The sequence below is a fragment of the Microcoleus anatoxicus genome (assembly GCF_042465725.1).
Taxonomy (GTDB): domain Bacteria; phylum Cyanobacteriota; class Cyanobacteriia; order Cyanobacteriales; family Microcoleaceae; genus Microcoleus; species Microcoleus anatoxicus.
This window is the reverse complement of sequence record NZ_CP120853.1, coordinates 5645744-5662816: the sequence shown is the minus strand read 5'-3', so window position 1 is coordinate 5662816 and position 17073 is coordinate 5645744. Positions and strand designations below refer to the sequence as shown.

Sequence of the window (17073 nt, the reverse complement as noted above, 5' to 3'; positions counted from 1 at the left end):
TAGTCAGTTGGGAATGGGGAATGGGGAATGGGGAATTGGTCATTGGTCATTGGTCATTGGTCATTGGGAATTGGGAATTGGGAATTGGGAATTGGTCATTGGGAATTGGGAATTGGGAATTGGTCATTGGTCATTAAAGTTTGTAGTAAGGACTTTCTACTAACTAATGACCCTTCGACTACGAGGTTCCTGAGCGGAGTCGAAGGGCAGGGCACCGCTACTAACTAATGACTAATGACTAATGACTAATGACCAATGACTAATGACTACTGACTAATGACTAATGACTAATGACTAATGACCAATGACTAATGACTACTGACTAATGACCAATGACTAATGACTACTTTAAACCCGATCGCACTGGTTCGACAGGAGCCTCAACATTAGCGACTGCTGTACCCTCTTTCACCCGCTCCAATTTCGCTCCCAATTTTTGCAATTTCACCTCTAACTGCTCGTAACCGCGGTCCAAATGCTGCAAACTGCTGATGGTGGTGACACCATCAGCAGCCAGTCCCGCCAGCACCAAAGCCGCCGAAGCCCGCAAATCTGTGGCTGTGACGGGCGCACCGGAGAGCATCGGCACTCCGCGCACCACGGCCACATTGCCTTTGACGCGAATATCCGCACCCATACGGTTAAGTTCGGCTACGTGACGCAAGCGGTTCTCAAACACAGTTTCCTTAATGATGCTGTCGCCCTCGCTCGTAGTTAGCAAAGCCATAAACTGAGCCTGCATATCTGTGGGGAAACCGGGGTAAGGTAAAGTTTCGATATCTGTGGCTTTATGAATCTGACCGGGAACTATCCGCAAAATGTGGGGAGATTCTGTAATAAATTTTGCTCCCATTGCCTGCAACTTGGCAATGACGGCGGTGATGTGGTCCGGAATGACTGGCGATAAACTGATTTCTGAGTTAGTAATTGCTCCGGCTACTAAAAATGTACCGACTTCGATGCGATCGGGAATAATTGAATAGTCTACGGAGTGAAGTTTGGGAACCCCTGAAATGACGATGGTATTAGTCCCAGCACCCTGAATTTGAGCTCCCATAGCGCGACAGAAATTTGCCAAATCTGCCACTTCCGGTTCTTGAGCCGCATTTTCAATGATGGTTTCTCCTTCAGCCAAGGTAGCAGCCATCATCAAAGTTTCCGTCGCTCCGACGCTGGGATAATCTAAATAAATTTTAGCTCCCTTTAAACGGCGGTTTGGCCCTTTGACGTAGGCGTGAACAGTGCCGTGGTCGATGTGGACTTCAGCGCCGAGGGCTTGCAACCCACGAACGTGGAGTTCCACTGGCCGGGCACCGATGGCACACCCACCGGGTAACGGGACTTTCGCAAATCCTAAACGTGCCAGCAGTGGACCGATGATGAAAAAGCTCGCCCGCAGTTGGCTGACTAACTCGTAGGGAGCTTGAGCGTCTATGAGTTGGCTGGCATTGATATCTAAGATATCCCCATTTGTCTCTATTTTGACCCCTACAGCCGAGAGAATTTGCGCCATGCGGGCGACATCGACTAGGGAGGGAACGTTGCGCAGACGGCAATCTTCCGGGCACAGAATGGCACCAGCCATGACTACTAAGGCGGAGTTTTTGGCCCCACTGATTTTGACCTGTCCTTGGAGGGGCTGGCGACCCCAAATTTTTAATACTGGTTGGTCGCTTTCGGGTGAAGCTGACATATTGGATGAGTTCTGAGCTGGTTTAATGATTTTGCCCTCCATATGCGATTTGTTACTTCATACGTTATTAATTTTGGTTTCGATTTTACCCGAAAGATTTCATATGTCTAGGGGGTATCGAAATAATTTTGGAGTTCCTAGTTCCCAAACGCTCTCTGGCCTAGCCTTTCAGGAAAAGTTGCACAAATCATCCCGATCGCCTTTAATTTAATTAACTGCATCAAAATTTACAATTTTTGCGGGGGTTCGCCTGTGGTGGGGGTATTCTCAACAAGTTGTTGCTCAACAGGCATCGTGTGTTGTTGACTAAGGTGTAAGATATCTGTTCGATCGCGACTGCAAAAGTTGAAACTTGGTTCACGATCGGCGGTGCTTGTGTTAACTTGGAACAATTACTTAGAGCCAAAGCTAGTCCTAGCATATGGTTCACATTAAACGGATCGAACTAACTAATTTTAAATCTTTTGGCGGCACGACGGCCATTCCCGTGCTGCCCGGTTTTACCGTGGTTTCGGGCCCCAACGGTTCTGGGAAATCCAATATCCTGGATGCTTTGCTGTTTTGTCTGGGACTTTCGAGTTCTAAAGGGATGCGGGCTGAACGTTTGCCGGATTTGGTGAACAATGCCCAAAATAAACGCGGTACTATCGAAGCTAGTGTTACCGCCACATTCGCCCTCGAAGGTGTGGGAGATGAATGGTTTGCTGATGATGAAGATGAGCATGAAGATCAAGATGCAGCAGATGAGTTGTCTCAAGAAGTAGAAGCAGTATTAGTAGAAAACCTGGAAATTCCAGAGAATTTCGAAAATAATGGACAATTACCTACCAATCCCAAATCGTCTCATCGAAAATCCCCCATCGAAAATCCCAAATCTTCGGAATGGAGTGTGACTCGGAAACTGCGAGTAACTCGCCAAGGAACTTACACTTCTACTTATTATATTAATGGGCAACCTTGTACCCTAACTCAACTTCACGAACAACTAAACCGATTGCGAATTTATCCCGAAGGTTATAACGTCGTATTGCAAGGGGACGTTACTAGCATTATTTCGATGAATTCCAAAGAACGACGGGAAATAATTGACGAGTTGGCGGGCGTGGCTCAATTCGATCGCAAAATCTCCTTAGCTAGGCAGAAATTGGATGAAGTTAAGGATGTGGAAGAACGCAGCCGCATTGTGGAGAAAGAGTTGATTTCCCAGCGAGATAGACTGGCGAGCGATCGCACAAAAGCGGAAAAATATCAAAAATTGCGGGCGGAACTTCAAGAAAAATCCCAGTGGGAAATTGTCCTTAAATTCCGTCAGTTGCAAAAGCAAGAATGGAAACTGCGGGAACAAATCGAAGCTGGCGATCGCCATGGTACCGCTCTCACCGAACAACTGCAAACCATTAACACTGAAATTCACACAGTAACCACAGAACTAGATGCACTAAATGCCCGCGTCAAAGCCTTGGGAGAGTCGGAATTGTTGGCGCTACAATCGACCATGGCGACCCAAGAAGCCGAACGGCGGCAAATGCAAAACCGCAAGCAGGAATTGGAAACTACTGCGGGACAATTAGCAGCAAACATAGCACAAATTGAGCAAGAAATTCGGCAATTCCGGCAAAGTTTGGAGCAAATTGAGATTGAAATATCTTATGTTAAGTCTCAGCAAGGAACTTTGGTCCAACAGCGGGATGAAGCGGGGCAAATTTTAGAGCAGCATCGGGAAGTGGCCAATGCGATCGCCTCGACAGCCGAAGCTTGGGTACAACAGCAAACGGAACTGCACCGCCAAATAGAAACTGTACAACAAAGTTTGGAACCCGCTCGCGCCGAACAAGCAGCCATTGGAGAAAGAGTCGATCGCCTAGAAAGTCAAATTCAAGAACAAAACCAATCCCTGCAAGTATTAGCGCAGGAAATAGCCGGGAAAAAAATTCAACAATCCCGGCTGATGGAAACTCAAGGAATTGCAGCTTTGCAAGTAGAATCCCTCACTCAAATTGTGGCGGGAAATGAACAAGAATTGCAATTACAACAAGAAACTCAAACTCGTTTGTTAGTAGAACAACGGGAAAGACAGCGGAAATTAGATAAACTGGAAATGCAGTTTCAAGCACTCCAAGAAGCCACGGGAACTTTTACCGCCAAAGTGATAGTACAAAGTGGTATAGTCGGAATTTGTGGGCTGGTAGCTCAACTGGGAAGGGTGGAACCACGCTATCAATTAGCATTGGAAATTGCGGCGGGTGGTCGGATGGGAAATATGGTGGTGGAAGATGACCGCATAGCTGCCGGGGCGATTGAATTGTTGAAACAAAAACGGGCTGGTAGGATGACGTTTTTGCCGTTGAATAAAATTAGGGGTGGCAGATTTTCGGTGAATGAAAATTTGCGTAGGGCGGCTGGTTTTGTGGATACAGCGGTGAATTTGATTGACTGCGATGGCCGGTACAATGAGATTTTTGCCTATGTTTTTGGCAGTACGGTGGTGTTTAGCAATCTCGGTGATGCTCGCCGCTATTTGGGACAGTACCGGATTGTGACTTTGGATGGGGAGATTTTGGAGACGAGTGGGGCGATGACTGGGGGGAGTTCTACCAATAGATCGACGTTGCATTTTGGTACGGTAGATGCGTCGGAGGCGCAAGTGGAAGCAAGGACGATCGCCTATGAGCAAGAACGCCTTCAGGAAATTGAACGGATTTTAGAACGGTGCAAAATAGCGATCGATCGCGCGTCTGTTGCTCTCAAAACCAGGAGTCAGGAATTGATGGAAGCTAAACAAAATTTGCGCGAACATCAGTTGCGGCTGGAACAATTAGCGACAGAAATTATCAAGCTAGAAGCCCAACAGGAACAAGGGCGATCGCAAATTACTAAAAATACTCAAGAATTAACCAATTCCCAGTCCAGATTGCAATGGCTGGTAGGAGAATTGCCAGGAAAGGAAACCGAATTGCAGCAGTACCGCCAAACTTTAGCCCAGTTGGAAGAGTCCAACAGTCATAGCGAATGGCAACAAATGCAATCTAGTCTTCGTAGCCTAGAAGCCCAACTGCAAGAGCGAGAATTGGCTCTCAGAAAGGTCCAGCAGCGGCTTTTAGACCTGGAAACTCAATTCGGGCGTTGGGAGGATAAAATTAAAGCAGGCTGCGAGAAATTGCAGGAATGGCAAATCCAGCAACATACTTGCGCCGATGCCCTGAATCTGATAGTTTCTCAGGAGTTGGCGATCGACCAACAAATTGCTACAGCTAAGGCCGCGGTGGCAGAAATTGAGGAAAAATTGGGCGTGCAGAAGGGAGAACGCGATCGGGCAGAATCTCAAGTCAGAGAAAAACATTTAGCCAAACAGCAGTTACAATGGCAGTTACAAAAACTGAATGAAAGCCAGCAAGAACGACGGGAACAATTGACCGCAGTTCGGGATTTATTGGCATCGGCGCGGGCGGAAATGCCCGATCCAGTCCCGTCGATTCCCGAAAATGTGGAGCAGGGAAATTTGATGGAATTGCAGCAGGAAGTAAAGGCGATCGCCAAACGGATTCAAGCTCTAGAACCAGTGAATATGCTAGCATTATCTGAGTACAATCGCACTCAAGAACGGCTGCAAGAATTGAGTCAAAAATTGACAACCTTGGAAGGTGAACGGACGGAACTGCTGTTGAGAATCGAAAACTTTACCACCCTACGGCGGCGCGCTTTTAAAGAAGCTTTTGATGCTGTCAATGAAAACTTCCAGACTATCTTTGCGGAACTTTCCGAAGGTGATGGTTATCTACAGCTAGACGATCTAGAAGACCCCTTCAGTAGCGGTTTGAATCTAGTCGCTCACCCAAAAGGTAAGCCCGTACAACGTCTGGCTTCCATGTCTGGAGGTGAAAAATCCTTGACGGCGCTGAGTTTTATTTTTGCGCTGCAACGCTACCGCCCGTCTACGTTCTACGCTTTTGATGAAGTGGATATGTTTCTGGATGGGGCAAATGTGGAGCGATTAGCTAGAATGATAAAACGACAGTCTGAACAAGCCCAGTTTATTGTTGTGAGTTTGCGGCGACCTATGATTCAATCGGCTCAGCGTACAATTGGTGTTACTCAAGCACGGGGAGCTTATACTCAAGTGTTGGGGCTGAAGTTATAGTCCCCGATTTAAGTCGTTAAAGAGATGAAAATTTTAGACTACAGTTCCAGCTCTTAGGTTAATCTGTGGAGTAAATCTCCAATCTCAAGTCTCAAATCTCATATCGACTGACCATGTTGAGTGATATATGTACTTCATTAATAAATTAGGATCAAAATTAGAATGACATCCGAACAAATCTGCCAACGCTCCGATATTCTCGGCACTCAAGTCATCACCCGCGACAGAGGTAAACGCCTGGGTGTAGTTAGTCAACTGTGGGTGGACATCGACCGGCGGGAAGTTGTGGCGATCGGTCTACGAGATAATATATTTGCAGTCGCTGGAATGCCTAAGTATATGTTCCTTACCAGTGTCAGCGAAATCGGCGACGTGCTGTTGGTGGAAGATGAGAGCGCGATCGAAGATGATATTGATGTTGAAGTCTACAGTATTTTGATTAACAGCGAAGTCATCACCGAAACCGGCGAACTTTTGGGGAGAGTGCGAGGCTTTCGGTTCGACCCAGAAGACGGTAAGTTAGTTTCCATCGTGATTGCTTCTCTGGGAATCCCCCAAATCCCCGAACAAGTGCTCAGCACCTATGACTTGGGAATTGAAGAAATTGTCAGCAGTGGCCCCAATCGCTTGATTGTGTTTGAAGGTTCCGAGGAAAGACTCCGACAGCTTAGTGTGGGCTTGTTGGAGCGCGTCGGCTTAGGACAAGCACCCTGGGAACGAGAAGAGGACGAACAAGGCTATTATCCCAAGCCCGTGGGAACGCCAAATCAATTGGGGCCTGGAGTGCCCCTAGCAGCCCCGTCCATGGTCCGGAAGACAGCAGCCCCTGTGGTGGAGGAGGTTCCTTGGGATGAGGATTCACAGTGGAATCGGCCTCCTGTGCGACAGCCCCTGCGTCAGGTGCAACCACCTCCGGTGAATGATTACGATGATTATGAAGAGGATAATTGGGGCGGCGAGGAGGACGATTACGAGGAAGAGTACGAAGAGAAAAAGTACGATCGTCCTGAAAGTTATAGCACCAAAAAAGAGCCGGTGGTGGAATACGAGTACGAGGATGATGTGGAAGCCGATGCTTGGGCTGATGATGAAGCGCCGAAGCCTTACAAGGCTCCTCGCGTGAATATCCCTGAGAAGACTAAGACTCCTGAATACGAAGAGGAAGCTGGTTATTAAAAATTCTGTGAATCCATCGCCATAATTCCCGTAGATACTGTCGTCAAGACGTGTGACCTAAAGGCAGTTAACACGACTTCAACGGACATAGTAGACATAACGGACAAACTCAGATAAAATCAAAAGTATTCTTCCACGAGAATGCCATGCCGTATGTCACACCAAGAGAAGCAGCTAACGCTTTGGGAGTTAACCCCAGAACCCTTGCCCGATGGTCAGAAGATGGCCTCATCAAGACCATCAAAACCGAGGCAGGACAAAGACGTTACGATATCGCCGAATATCTCAAACAAAAATCCGGTACAACTGAGCTTGCTCGACCTTCTACAGTTTTGTACGCCAGAGTCTCAACATCTAGCCAAAGAGACGACCTCAAAAGACAAACTGAGGCACTTACTACAAGTTACCCAGGCTCAGAAGTCATCACAGAAATTGGCTCGGGACTCAATTTTAGGCGGCGAAAACTTAACACCATTCTGGAACGAATTATCAGCGGCGATATCCAATGTCTTGTCGTTGCCCACAAAGACAGACTTGCCCGATTTGGTTTCGAGCTCATCGAGTGGTTATGCGAAAAGTTTGACTGTAAAGTCGTGGTTCTCTACCAGCAAAAATACAGTCCAGAAACAGAACTCGTGCAAGATATGCTGTCAGTCGTCCATTGTTTCAGCTCTCGGTTATACGGACTCCGCAAGTACGAAAAAAAGCTCAGGGAAGACCAGGAAATACAAAAGCAAAAAACGGCACTCACAGAAATTGACGGCGAAATTACCGCCGAACTCTACGAGGAAAGTCCGAGTCTATCCTGACAGTAAATTAAACCAGATCTGGCGACATTGGTTGGCGGGTTGTCGCTTTGTTTATAACCGCTGCATAGAGGCTTTGAAAAAGGGCTTCCGAGGTAGCAGCTACGATCTAGAAGCCCAAATCCTTAAGGATTTGCCAGCTTGGTTGAAAACAGTACCGAGACACCCCAAAGCCAACGCTGTACAAGATGCTTGCGACGCAAGGAGGCAAGCAAAAGCCAACAATGGTGAAGCAAAGTTTCGCAGTTGTCGCCAATCAGTAGCCACCATTAAATTCAAAAATGGGAATTACATCAAAGGCGTTTGGTTCCCTCAATTAACCAAAGGATGTGGGTTTGAATCTTCCCAACCACTGCCAGATTTTTGCGGGTATGGCACTCAGCTAGTCAGAGATAGACGGCGTTGGTTTGCTGTAATCCCCGAACACATTCCTGCTTCATCAACCACCCAGAATAAGGTAATTGCGCTCGATCCTGGGGTGCGAACATTTTTAACTGGTTACGACGGAGAAACGGTTTTAGAGATTGGCAAGGGAGACATAGAGCGAATCGTCAGATTATGCTTTCACCTTGACAAATTAATTAGCCGTGCATACCAAAAACAAGTTAAAGCTAAACAACGCCGAGCTATACTTCGTGCTGCTGACAAAATCCGAATCAAGATTCGCAATTTAGTGGATGAATTGCATCGTCAAAGTGCTAGTTACTTGGTTCGCAATTACAAGGTGATTTTTATTCCCACCTTTCACACGTCAGAAATGGTACTGAAATCAAAAAGGCGGATTAACACGCTTGTCGTACGGTCAATGCTAACTTGGAGCCATTACCGATTCAAGCAGTTGCTATTAGGTAGAGCTATTCGGCACGGGGTAATAGTGGTAGAAACTAACGAAGCTTATACTTCTAAAACCTGCGGTAGGTGCGGTCACGTTCACGCCAAGTTGGCCGGCAACAAAGTTTTTAAATGTCCCGAATGCGGTTATGTTGCCGACCGGGACGCAAACGGTGCTTTTGGCATTATGCTAAAAGCTTTGGCGGGTACGCCCTTCACCCTTGCGGGCGATGCTATCGAGGTATTTTCATGTGTCTGACTTGTCCAAGATATTTGAAATGTATCGCGTAAATGTACCACAGTATCTACCTAATCATATAAAATCCTGTCTTCATAGTCCCGTATTAAACACTCTCTTCTCTTCCTTCGCGTCCTTAGCGCCTTCGCGGTTAAATCATTCCGATACAACCGGAATTGATATCAATCATCTTAGCGCCGGCTCTATTACGCCTGAGTTAACCAAGTAGTATCCAAATAATCAATCCTCGCAAAGGGACTCATCGCCGCTAAAATTTGCTGTCCATAACTACGGTAAATCACTCGGTTGTCGAAAATCGCCACTACGCCCTGCCTTTCTCGCACAGGTGCGATCGCCCTTTGTAACTCATTCAACGCCGCCGGCAACAAATACAACCGAAACCAATCCTGACGCCGTTCTTTATAATAAGCCACCCGCGCCGTCACCAAAGGATTTTCCATGGAAGGAAGTGGTAAAGTGGCGATCGCCAGCAAATGAGGGGCGCTCAATTCCCCCTGATGTTCCCGCCAAAATTCCCACCCAGTCACCAAAATCCCATTGTCCCCCACATCTGTGGTTTCTACCCGCACCCTCGAACCGAACTCAGAAGCCAGCCTCGCCGCCAGTCTCGCCTTCAGCGGTACATCTCCCACAATCAGCACCGTTAAACCCGCCACCGACAAACTCATACATAGCAAAGTCCGAATTTCCTGAATTAAAACTCCCTGAAATTCCGGCGTATTCGGTAGCGGTAATCCGTCGGGGATGTAAAGTTGAATTAATTCGCTTTGTCGATCGGGCGAAAATTTAACGCAAGTCAATTCTGGAAGTCCCAGCATTTGCCGAAAAATCGGCGCCTTTGGTTCCAAATCCACCGCCCCACCAATCAACACCACTGGCCGATCCTGCCAAATTTTGCGCAAAACCTCCGCCACCTGCACCGGCGCGCAGTACAGAGAAAATGACCCAGCCTCACGATTGATTTGGGCCCACCTCAGTTTTCCGTTGCTTTCCCATCGGTGCCAAAATTTGCTCCAAGCAGCAGGAATCCGGCTGGAAGACTCGATCGAACGAAGATTAATCTGTTCAAACAGCCCCTCCAAGATATTTTGCTCTGGGGTTTCTAGCAAATAGCACTCATCCGGCTTCGCTGGATGCTGAAAGCAGGCTCGTGTTAACAACACCCGCCGTTGCAGGATAGCATCGGCTTGGCTGGGTACAGCCAACATTAAGTCATTCCAATCTCCCGGATGCAAACACACCGTCAATTGCTGGCGCGTCCAAACTTCCAAGTCGTCTACACCGTCAATAATTGTCGGAATTTGGATCTGTGGTTGCGCATCAGTCCCCAAGTGCGATGCTAGCCAAGATTGCGGATCTACTAGCATGAGTCCTGAAAAATCGGTATTTTGCTCATTAGTGGCGATCCTCTTCGAGGGCTTCGCTAACGGGCGATCGGTTTCCAGCCACTCTTGCAATCGAGGGATTTCCACTGCTTTCAAATACTCGATCGCCCGTGGCGGAGCGACTAAAATTACAGGTTCGGGCCACATCAAAATCGGCATCAAATAACTGACTCGATACCGTTGTTGGTGAGCTCCTGCGGGAAGCCCTGTTTGAATCAGAGCGCTGCGCCCCAAACGTAAAGCCCGCGCCACCAGACGCGCCATCGTTAAATGATGTGGCCAGTGTGGTTCGGAGTGCGATCGCAGGAAACGGAGCAGCGAGTTGTGGACGTCTACCTCAATCAATTGATTTTGCAGTTGAGATTCCTCAATCAACATAATCAAAACTTGCCATAAAATCAACTAATGATTGACCCACAGACACACTGAACTTACTGCTGCGATGATTTTGACCTCGCTTACCAAAATTCTGGTTATGATGTACAATCAAACTCTGCATTCCCGAACTGATTAAAATAGTTTTGGTAGGTGAATCAAAAAAATTTGTTTCATATTCAGCTTTTTTTGCTAACACCAATTTCTTGACCTCTCTGATATTATTTATAGCAGCATTCAATTCTTTACACAACTGCACTATCCGTTTTTTACCCAGATCTTGATTGAGAATTTTTTTGCCAATTTCTACAATATTTTTATGAATTTCTATAGAGTCGTCAAAAGGAAGAACTGCTAAAAAAGCTGATGGTAATAAATGCTCATCGCTCTCAAATCTAAAAGTGATTGTTGTCCGACGATAGTCAATTTCAATATTGGGAGAAGAACTCATTGTCGGATAATACCGAGCTATTTCGTAGTAAGCTGTTGCTAAAGCGGTGTTTGCTGACGGGTCTAACAGGGCATCAACTACAATTTGTACTAGCGCCGGTTTGTGATTTAAAAATTTTATCGATTCTGAGGGGGAATTAAATTTTTGAATCTGAGTGCGATCGCCCCTAGGGCTGAGATCGACCCATTCGCACGTAATGTCATCTACTTTCACCCCAAATCGCGGCAGCAAATAAATTTTTACCCCTGTTAAATTTGCTCCCGTCAAATCAGCACCTACCCAATCGGCGTGAATCAAATTTGTTTCGGTCAAATCAGCGTGAACCAAACTAGCATTTGCTAAATTAGCATTGCTTAAATCTGCTAAATTCAAGTTAGCACCATTCAATTGAGCATCGCTCAAATCAGCGCCGTTGAGATTAGCACCGCTCAAATCTGCCCAGGTGAGGTTGGCCCCGCTTAAATCCGCGCCACTAAGATCTACCTCATGCAAAGAAGCTTGTCTCATATCCGCATTGCTAAAATTAACTTCTTTAAGCTCTGCTTTAGTCAAATCAGCCCCGTGTAAGTTAGCTTCTTCAAAGTTAGCTGATGAACCAGAAGCGCCTCGGAGGTTTGCACCAGAAAGATTAGCACCACTGAGGTTAGTGCCGGTAATTTGTACCTCTCTTAAATCTGCTTGAGTCAGGTTAGCTCCGGTGAAGTTAGCTTTGCTGAGTTCGGCTCTGATTAATTCACTTCTAATCAGGGATGCTCCAATTAATTGAGCTTCTGTCAAGTTAGCTTGCACAAAGTTAGCAACATTAATAGTAGCGCCGTTTAAGATTGCTCGCGTCAGATTTGTACTGCTGAACCTTGCCACATTAAGATTAGCTTCTGTGAGATCGCATTCACTCAAGTTAGCACCGCCTAAGTTGGCGACAAATAAATTCGCTTTTCTCAAAATAGATTGACTGAGATTTATCCGACTAAGATTTGCTTCATTCAGGTTGATTTCCGTAAAATCTCTCTTACCTTCTGTGTATTTCTTAACCAGTTCAAATCTATTCAGAAGTGCTGCTATTTCCATCTTTTTTACCTTTATTTCGCTCTGATTTACGGGAGCATCCAGATTTTGCATAGGCGAAGCATGACCGCTGTAAATCTCTGGCGATCGCTAATAAATTGTCTGCGGTCATGCTTCGCCCCAACTAATATATTTGCAAAACTGAGATGCACCATGATTTACTTAGCATATACGAATAGATAAAAATATTTGCCCCTGAATTAATGATATCTAATCACCGAGTTGATAAAAGCCTTTAATAAACTCAATTACCATGTTTATCGGTGGAGTAGTAAGTCTTTGGGCTTTAATTGCGGGATTAATTGCACTTTTATTTACCCCTGGCAAGTTGATCAAATGTCTGCCAAAATCTGGGTGATAGTGGACCATTAAACTTTCGGCAATGGAATTGGAAAGTATAGTTTGGGTCGGAGACTGAAAAAAAGTCGATACAGTTTCATTATCCAGGCGCACAGGCTGAATTTTCATCTCTCCTATTTTTCTAATAGTTTGGGTCAAAGCCACGCTCAATTGCGATACCAAGTTGGAAACTCTGACCCCAAGGTTATTGCCGGTTTGTGGTTGAATCATCCTGACTAGAGTGATAATATTTTTCTGAGTAAATGCCGCGTCGCTAAAGGGAATGATGGCAACAAAGGCTGTGGGAAATAGTTGTTCGTCTTGGTCAATTCTAAAGGATATGATTGTGCGTCGGGAGTTAACTTCGATACTGGGAGGATTGCTCAAGCCTGGGTATTGGCGGGCAATTTGGCGGTAGGTAGCTGCCAGGATAAAGTTAGCGTTGGGGTCTAGGGGTCGATCGACAATAATTTGCACCGTAGGTGGGGTAGCATTAAAATACTTTTGAGCTTCTTCGGCAGTGAAACGCTGAATATGGCTGCGATCGCCATTGGGACTGAGGTCAACCCAATCGCAAGTAATATCATCTGCTTTCAAACCAAATCTCGATACAGCGTAAATTTTTGCCCCCGTCAAAGCAGCACCAGTCAAATCAGCACCTACCCAATCAGCATGAATCAAGTTGGCTTGGGTCAAATCCGCGTGTACCAGAGTAGCATTCAACAGGTTGACATTACTCAAATTGGCTCCGTATAAATTAGCCCCGCTCAACCTCGCTTCACCGAGGTCCGCGCCAGTCAGGTTAGTCCCACTGAGGTCAGTCCAGCGGAGATTAGCACCTCGTAAGTCGGCACCACTGAGGTTAGCCTGAGACAGATTAGCTTGTCTGAGTTCGGCATTGCAGAGGTTAACTCCTCTGAGGTCAGCCCTGCTGAGGTCAGCCCTGTGCAAATTTGCCCGTTCCAAGTTAGCCCCCGTGAGACAAGCACCTCTGAGATGAGCTCCGTTAAGGTCTGCTTGTTCTAAATTGGCTTCTCGGAGAGTTGCTTCTCTCAAATCTGCTTCGCTGAGGTTAGCACCGCTGAGATTGGCATTGCTAAAGTCGGCTCGAATCAGTTCAGCCCTGATCAGTGTAGCTTCCACCAGTTGAGCCTCCCGGAGGTCAGCTCGAATCAAATTAGCTACGTTGAGGATTGCACCACTGAGATTAGCTTTGTTGAGATTAGCACCGCTGAGTCTAGCTACATTGAGCTTGGCTTTTCTGAGATTGGTGCCAACGAGATTAGCTCCGCTCAAGTTAGTGAGACTTAAGATTGCTTCGGTGAAATTAGCCCCGCTCAGATCGATTCTGCTGAGATTGGCTTCGCACAGCAGGATGGCAGTAAAATCCCTTTCTCCTGCTGCATATTTGGCTTGGAGTTCTGCGGCGTCCATGCTTATCTATCTCCTAGATTTTTTTAGGGTTCACAAAGCTTTAGAATAAGCAATTTTTGCAACTAGAGGCAATATGCTTAGACATCTATGTTATGGAAACCTTTGATAAAATCTAAAACATTACTGAGATTTGTCTGAGATAATTTGCTACTTTCCACGAACTTGCCTGCTGTTGAGTTATTGGGGTCATATTTTTTAATCAGGCGCTTGCCAAAAGCTTGGTGGTGATATACACTGAGCCTTTGGTCGCGAGAATTAATTAATATCATTTGTGTAGGTATCTGAAAGAAGTTGATACTTGCCCCTATTTTGGGAAAAGAATTAGATATTTTGATTTGATCGACTTTGCTGATAGCTTGGTTGAGGGCTTTGCTGGAATGTTGGACGTGTTTGGATTCTTTGACATTGAGATTGCCTGCATCATGGGATTGAATCATTTTCATCAAGGCTATCAGATTTTTTTGAGTGATGGCCGCATCGTTAAAGGGAATTATGGCGACGTAAGCGGTGGCGAATAACTTATCATCGCTGTCCATTTTAAAAGCAAGTGTGGTGCGCCTGGAGTTGACTTCGATGGTTGGTGGCTCGCTTAAACCTGGGTATTGTTGAGTAATTTGGTAATATGTTGCAGCTAGTGCAAAATGAGCGCCTTGGTCTAGGGGGGCATCAATCACAATCCGAACTGTGGGCAAGGACGAGTGAAAAAACTCCTGGGTGCCTCCTCCTGGATTGAGCCAGTAAATTTGGCTGTGATCGCCGTTGGGACTGAGGTCAACCCACTTGCAAGTCATGCCTTCGGTTTTGATACCGAGCCGGGAAACAGCGTGGAGTTTGGCTCCGGTTAAAGTCGCACCGGTTAAGTCGGCCCCTATCCAGTCGGCGCGAATCAGATAAGCATTGGAGAGGTCGGCGTGCACTAAGCTGGCGTTGAGCAAGTTAGCCTGACAGAGGTCGGCACGGCTGAGGTCGGCGCCGCTCAATTTGGCATCGCTCAGATCTGCCCAGCGGAGGTTGCAGCCACTGAGAATCGCCCAACGAAGGTTGACCCCGCTGAGGTCGGCACCGCTGAGTATAGCTTGAGTCAGGTTTGCTTGTCGGAGTTCTGTACCTCGCAAGTCCGCACCGCTGAGATCGGCTCGGCTGAGGTCGGCACCTTGCAAGTTTGCTTGTTCCAGGTTTGCCCCTGTCAAGGATGTGCCACTGAGGTTTGCACCTCGAAGGTTGGCTTGGCTGAGGTTAGCTCCTCGCAGGGTGGCTTCGGTGAGGGTGGCACCGCTGAGGTTTGCACCACTTAGGTTTGCACCACTGAGTTCGGCTCGAATTAGTTCGGCTCTGATCAGTTTGGCTCCTGTGAGTGTGGCTCTTTTGAGGTCAACTCGGACTAGGTAGGCGACGTTGAGGTCGGCATCGGTGAGATTGGCTCCACCGAGATGGGCTCCGCTGAGTCTGGCGATGTTGAGTTTTGCCCCGGTGAGGTTGGTTTTGCTGAGGTTGGCTCCGCTGAGGTTTGCTACACTCAGATTCGCACCCTTGAGGTTGGCTCCGCTCAAGTTGACTCCGCTGAGGTTTGCCTCAGTCAGGTTGATACCGGCAAAGTTTCTCTCTCCGGTGGCATATTTTGTAAGGAGTTCCTCGACTGTCATGGGGACGGCACCCTATAGAAAAAAGATGGAAGACTGAGAACCGTTCTGTTAAATTGATCCAAAGCTGTTTAAGTCTAGACTTAACTGGACAAAGCTAGTTTTGGTTTTAACTTCCTGCTTCGTGGCGGTCTAAGAATTACTGGTACTCTTGTCGATCCGCTCCACAGGCAATCTTGGTGGAACTCACCATTTTTGACCTTTATGGAATAAATTTATTGTTCAACCATCTGTCTGTGTTTTTCGCCACATTTAAGCCTCGATTAAGTAGTCGGATTTAAAATATTTACTTTTGGCGAAAAAGTAATTAAATGATTATAATACAATTAGAGTGGCGATCGCTCATTTTTGATAAGATTGAGTTTGAATCATGGTTGCTAAAATCAATAAAAGACAAATAGTTGCTACCCACAGCGTTTGAAAAAACAATATTTTCTACGTAAATCCGCAATCCGCCCATAAACTACGCTTTACCAAAATCCTGAGTTTGACAATAGACAGGAAACGGGGTTGTATAGTCAAGAGTGCGTCGAACACCGAATAAATATCTCCATTTTATAGTTATGAATATTGGTATTGTAGGACTCGGTTTGATTGGTGGCTCGATCGGGCTGGATTTACGATCGCGCGGTTTTTCGGTTTTTGGGGTTTCTAGCCGGGAGCAAACTTGCCACAGGGCGATCGCCCGCGGTGTTGTGGATAAAGCCAGTGTCCATCTGTCTGACATGGCAGTAGCCGATGTGGTTTTTATATGCACGCCCTTGGGGTCGATCGAGTCGATCGCCCAACAGTTAGTACCTCATCTTTCCCCTGATACTATTCTAACTGATGTGGGTTCGGTAAAAACACCCATAGTCCAGTCCGTATCATCTCTGTGCCCCAATTTTGTGGGGGGACACCCAATGGCGGGGACTGCCGAGAGCGGGATTGACGCGGCGGTGTCGGATTTGTTTGTGGGCCGGCCCTATGTGGTTACTCCCACTGCTCAAACGCCGGTGGCTGCGGTGGAGAGGGTGGAGGAAATTGCTCGATCGCTAGGTGCTAAAATTTACCGCTGTGGGCCAGCAGAACACGATCGAGCTGTGGCTTGGATTTCTCATTTGCCAATCATGGCGAGCGCGACACTGCTGGCGGCCTGCGCCAACGAGAGCGATCGAGATATTATTAAGCTAGCGCAACATTTGGCCAGTTCAGGTTTTCGAGACACCAGTAGGGTTGGTGGTGGCAATCCTGAGTTGGGAGTGATGGTGGCCAAGTACAATCGAGTGGAATTATTGCGATCGCTCTCCATATACCGCGACTGTCTCGACCAATTGATTGGCGATATCGAGGCTGAAGATTGGGCCACTCTCGAAAACAAGCTGAACCTGACTCAAGACACCAGAAGCAGCTACGGGTTAAGCAATTCCAACTAAAAAGTTAAAAATTTAAAACCTAGGTAAAAATTAACTTGCTAAGGTCGCAGTCTAGATTATGATTGT

Annotated in this window: 12 protein-coding genes; 6 read left to right on the top strand and 6 right to left on the bottom strand. The window is 46.7% G+C overall.

What is annotated here, in order from left to right; genetic code table 11:
• Window positions 1-27 precede the first annotated feature (27 nt).
• Window positions 28-228: a hypothetical protein gene (locus tag P2A85_RS24600; protein WP_377475976.1), complete on the top strand. Its 201-nt coding sequence runs from the start codon at window positions 28-30 to the stop codon at window positions 226-228.
• A gap of 115 nt (window positions 229-343) precedes the next feature.
• Here the strand turns inward: P2A85_RS24600 and murA are convergent, their stop codons facing one another.
• The gene (gene murA / locus P2A85_RS24595) at window positions 344-1693 is read right to left on the bottom strand and encodes a UDP-N-acetylglucosamine 1-carboxyvinyltransferase (protein WP_377475975.1); all 1350 of its coding nucleotides are present in this window, start codon (window positions 1691-1693) and stop codon (window positions 344-346) included.
• A gap of 421 nt (window positions 1694-2114) precedes the next feature.
• On the opposite strand from murA, the gene smc reads away from it, so the two are divergent.
• From smc to P2A85_RS24575, 4 genes are all read left to right on the top strand, one after another.
• Complete coding sequence (gene smc, locus P2A85_RS24590) at window positions 2115-5831, top strand: chromosome segregation protein SMC (protein WP_377475974.1); 3717 nt, start codon at window positions 2115-2117, stop codon at window positions 5829-5831.
• Between the two features lie 162 nt (window positions 5832-5993).
• Window positions 5994-7007, top strand: a complete 1014-nt coding sequence (locus P2A85_RS24585; RefSeq protein WP_377475973.1) for a PRC-barrel domain-containing protein — start codon at window positions 5994-5996, stop codon at window positions 7005-7007.
• Window positions 7008-7153: 146 nt separating this feature from the next.
• On the top strand, window positions 7154-7816 hold the full coding sequence (locus tag P2A85_RS24580) for an IS607 family transposase (RefSeq protein ID WP_340517624.1): 663 nt from the start codon (window positions 7154-7156) through the stop codon (window positions 7814-7816).
• Window positions 7764-8903, top strand: coding sequence for an RNA-guided endonuclease InsQ/TnpB family protein (locus tag P2A85_RS24575; protein ID WP_377475972.1), 1140 nt, complete (start codon window positions 7764-7766; stop codon window positions 8901-8903). Before P2A85_RS24580 ends, P2A85_RS24575 begins: the two co-directional genes overlap by 53 nt.
• A gap of 185 nt (window positions 8904-9088) precedes the next feature.
• Here P2A85_RS24575 and P2A85_RS24570 read toward each other — a convergent pair whose 3' ends face one another.
• The 5 genes from P2A85_RS24570 to P2A85_RS24550 all read right to left on the bottom strand — a co-directional run bounded on the left by P2A85_RS24570 (window position 9089) and on the right by P2A85_RS24550 (window position 15595).
• A complete protein-coding gene (locus P2A85_RS24570; protein ID WP_377475971.1) occupies window positions 9089-10666 on the bottom strand; it encodes a helicase C-terminal domain-containing protein in 1578 nt (525 codons plus the stop codon).
• Window positions 10656-12182, bottom strand: a complete 1527-nt coding sequence (locus P2A85_RS24565) for a pentapeptide repeat-containing protein (protein WP_340519485.1) — start codon at window positions 12180-12182, stop codon at window positions 10656-10658. The genes P2A85_RS24570 and P2A85_RS24565 overlap by 11 nt, the downstream gene beginning before the upstream one ends.
• On the bottom strand, window positions 12157-12291 hold the full coding sequence (locus tag P2A85_RS24560) for a hypothetical protein (RefSeq protein ID WP_377475969.1): 135 nt from the start codon (window positions 12289-12291) through the stop codon (window positions 12157-12159). The genes P2A85_RS24565 and P2A85_RS24560 overlap by 26 nt, the downstream gene beginning before the upstream one ends.
• A 98-nt stretch (window positions 12292-12389) precedes the next feature.
• Window positions 12390-13952, bottom strand: coding sequence for a pentapeptide repeat-containing protein (locus P2A85_RS24555; RefSeq protein WP_377475968.1), 1563 nt, complete (start codon window positions 13950-13952; stop codon window positions 12390-12392).
• A 77-nt stretch (window positions 13953-14029) separates the two neighbouring features.
• Window positions 14030-15595, bottom strand: coding sequence for a pentapeptide repeat-containing protein (locus P2A85_RS24550; RefSeq protein ID WP_377475967.1), 1566 nt, complete (start codon window positions 15593-15595; stop codon window positions 14030-14032).
• A gap of 560 nt (window positions 15596-16155) precedes the next feature.
• Here P2A85_RS24550 and P2A85_RS24545 point away from each other — a divergent pair.
• Window positions 16156-17007, top strand: coding sequence for a prephenate/arogenate dehydrogenase (locus tag P2A85_RS24545; protein WP_377475966.1), 852 nt, complete (start codon window positions 16156-16158; stop codon window positions 17005-17007).
• Window positions 17008-17073: the final 66 nt, after the last annotated feature.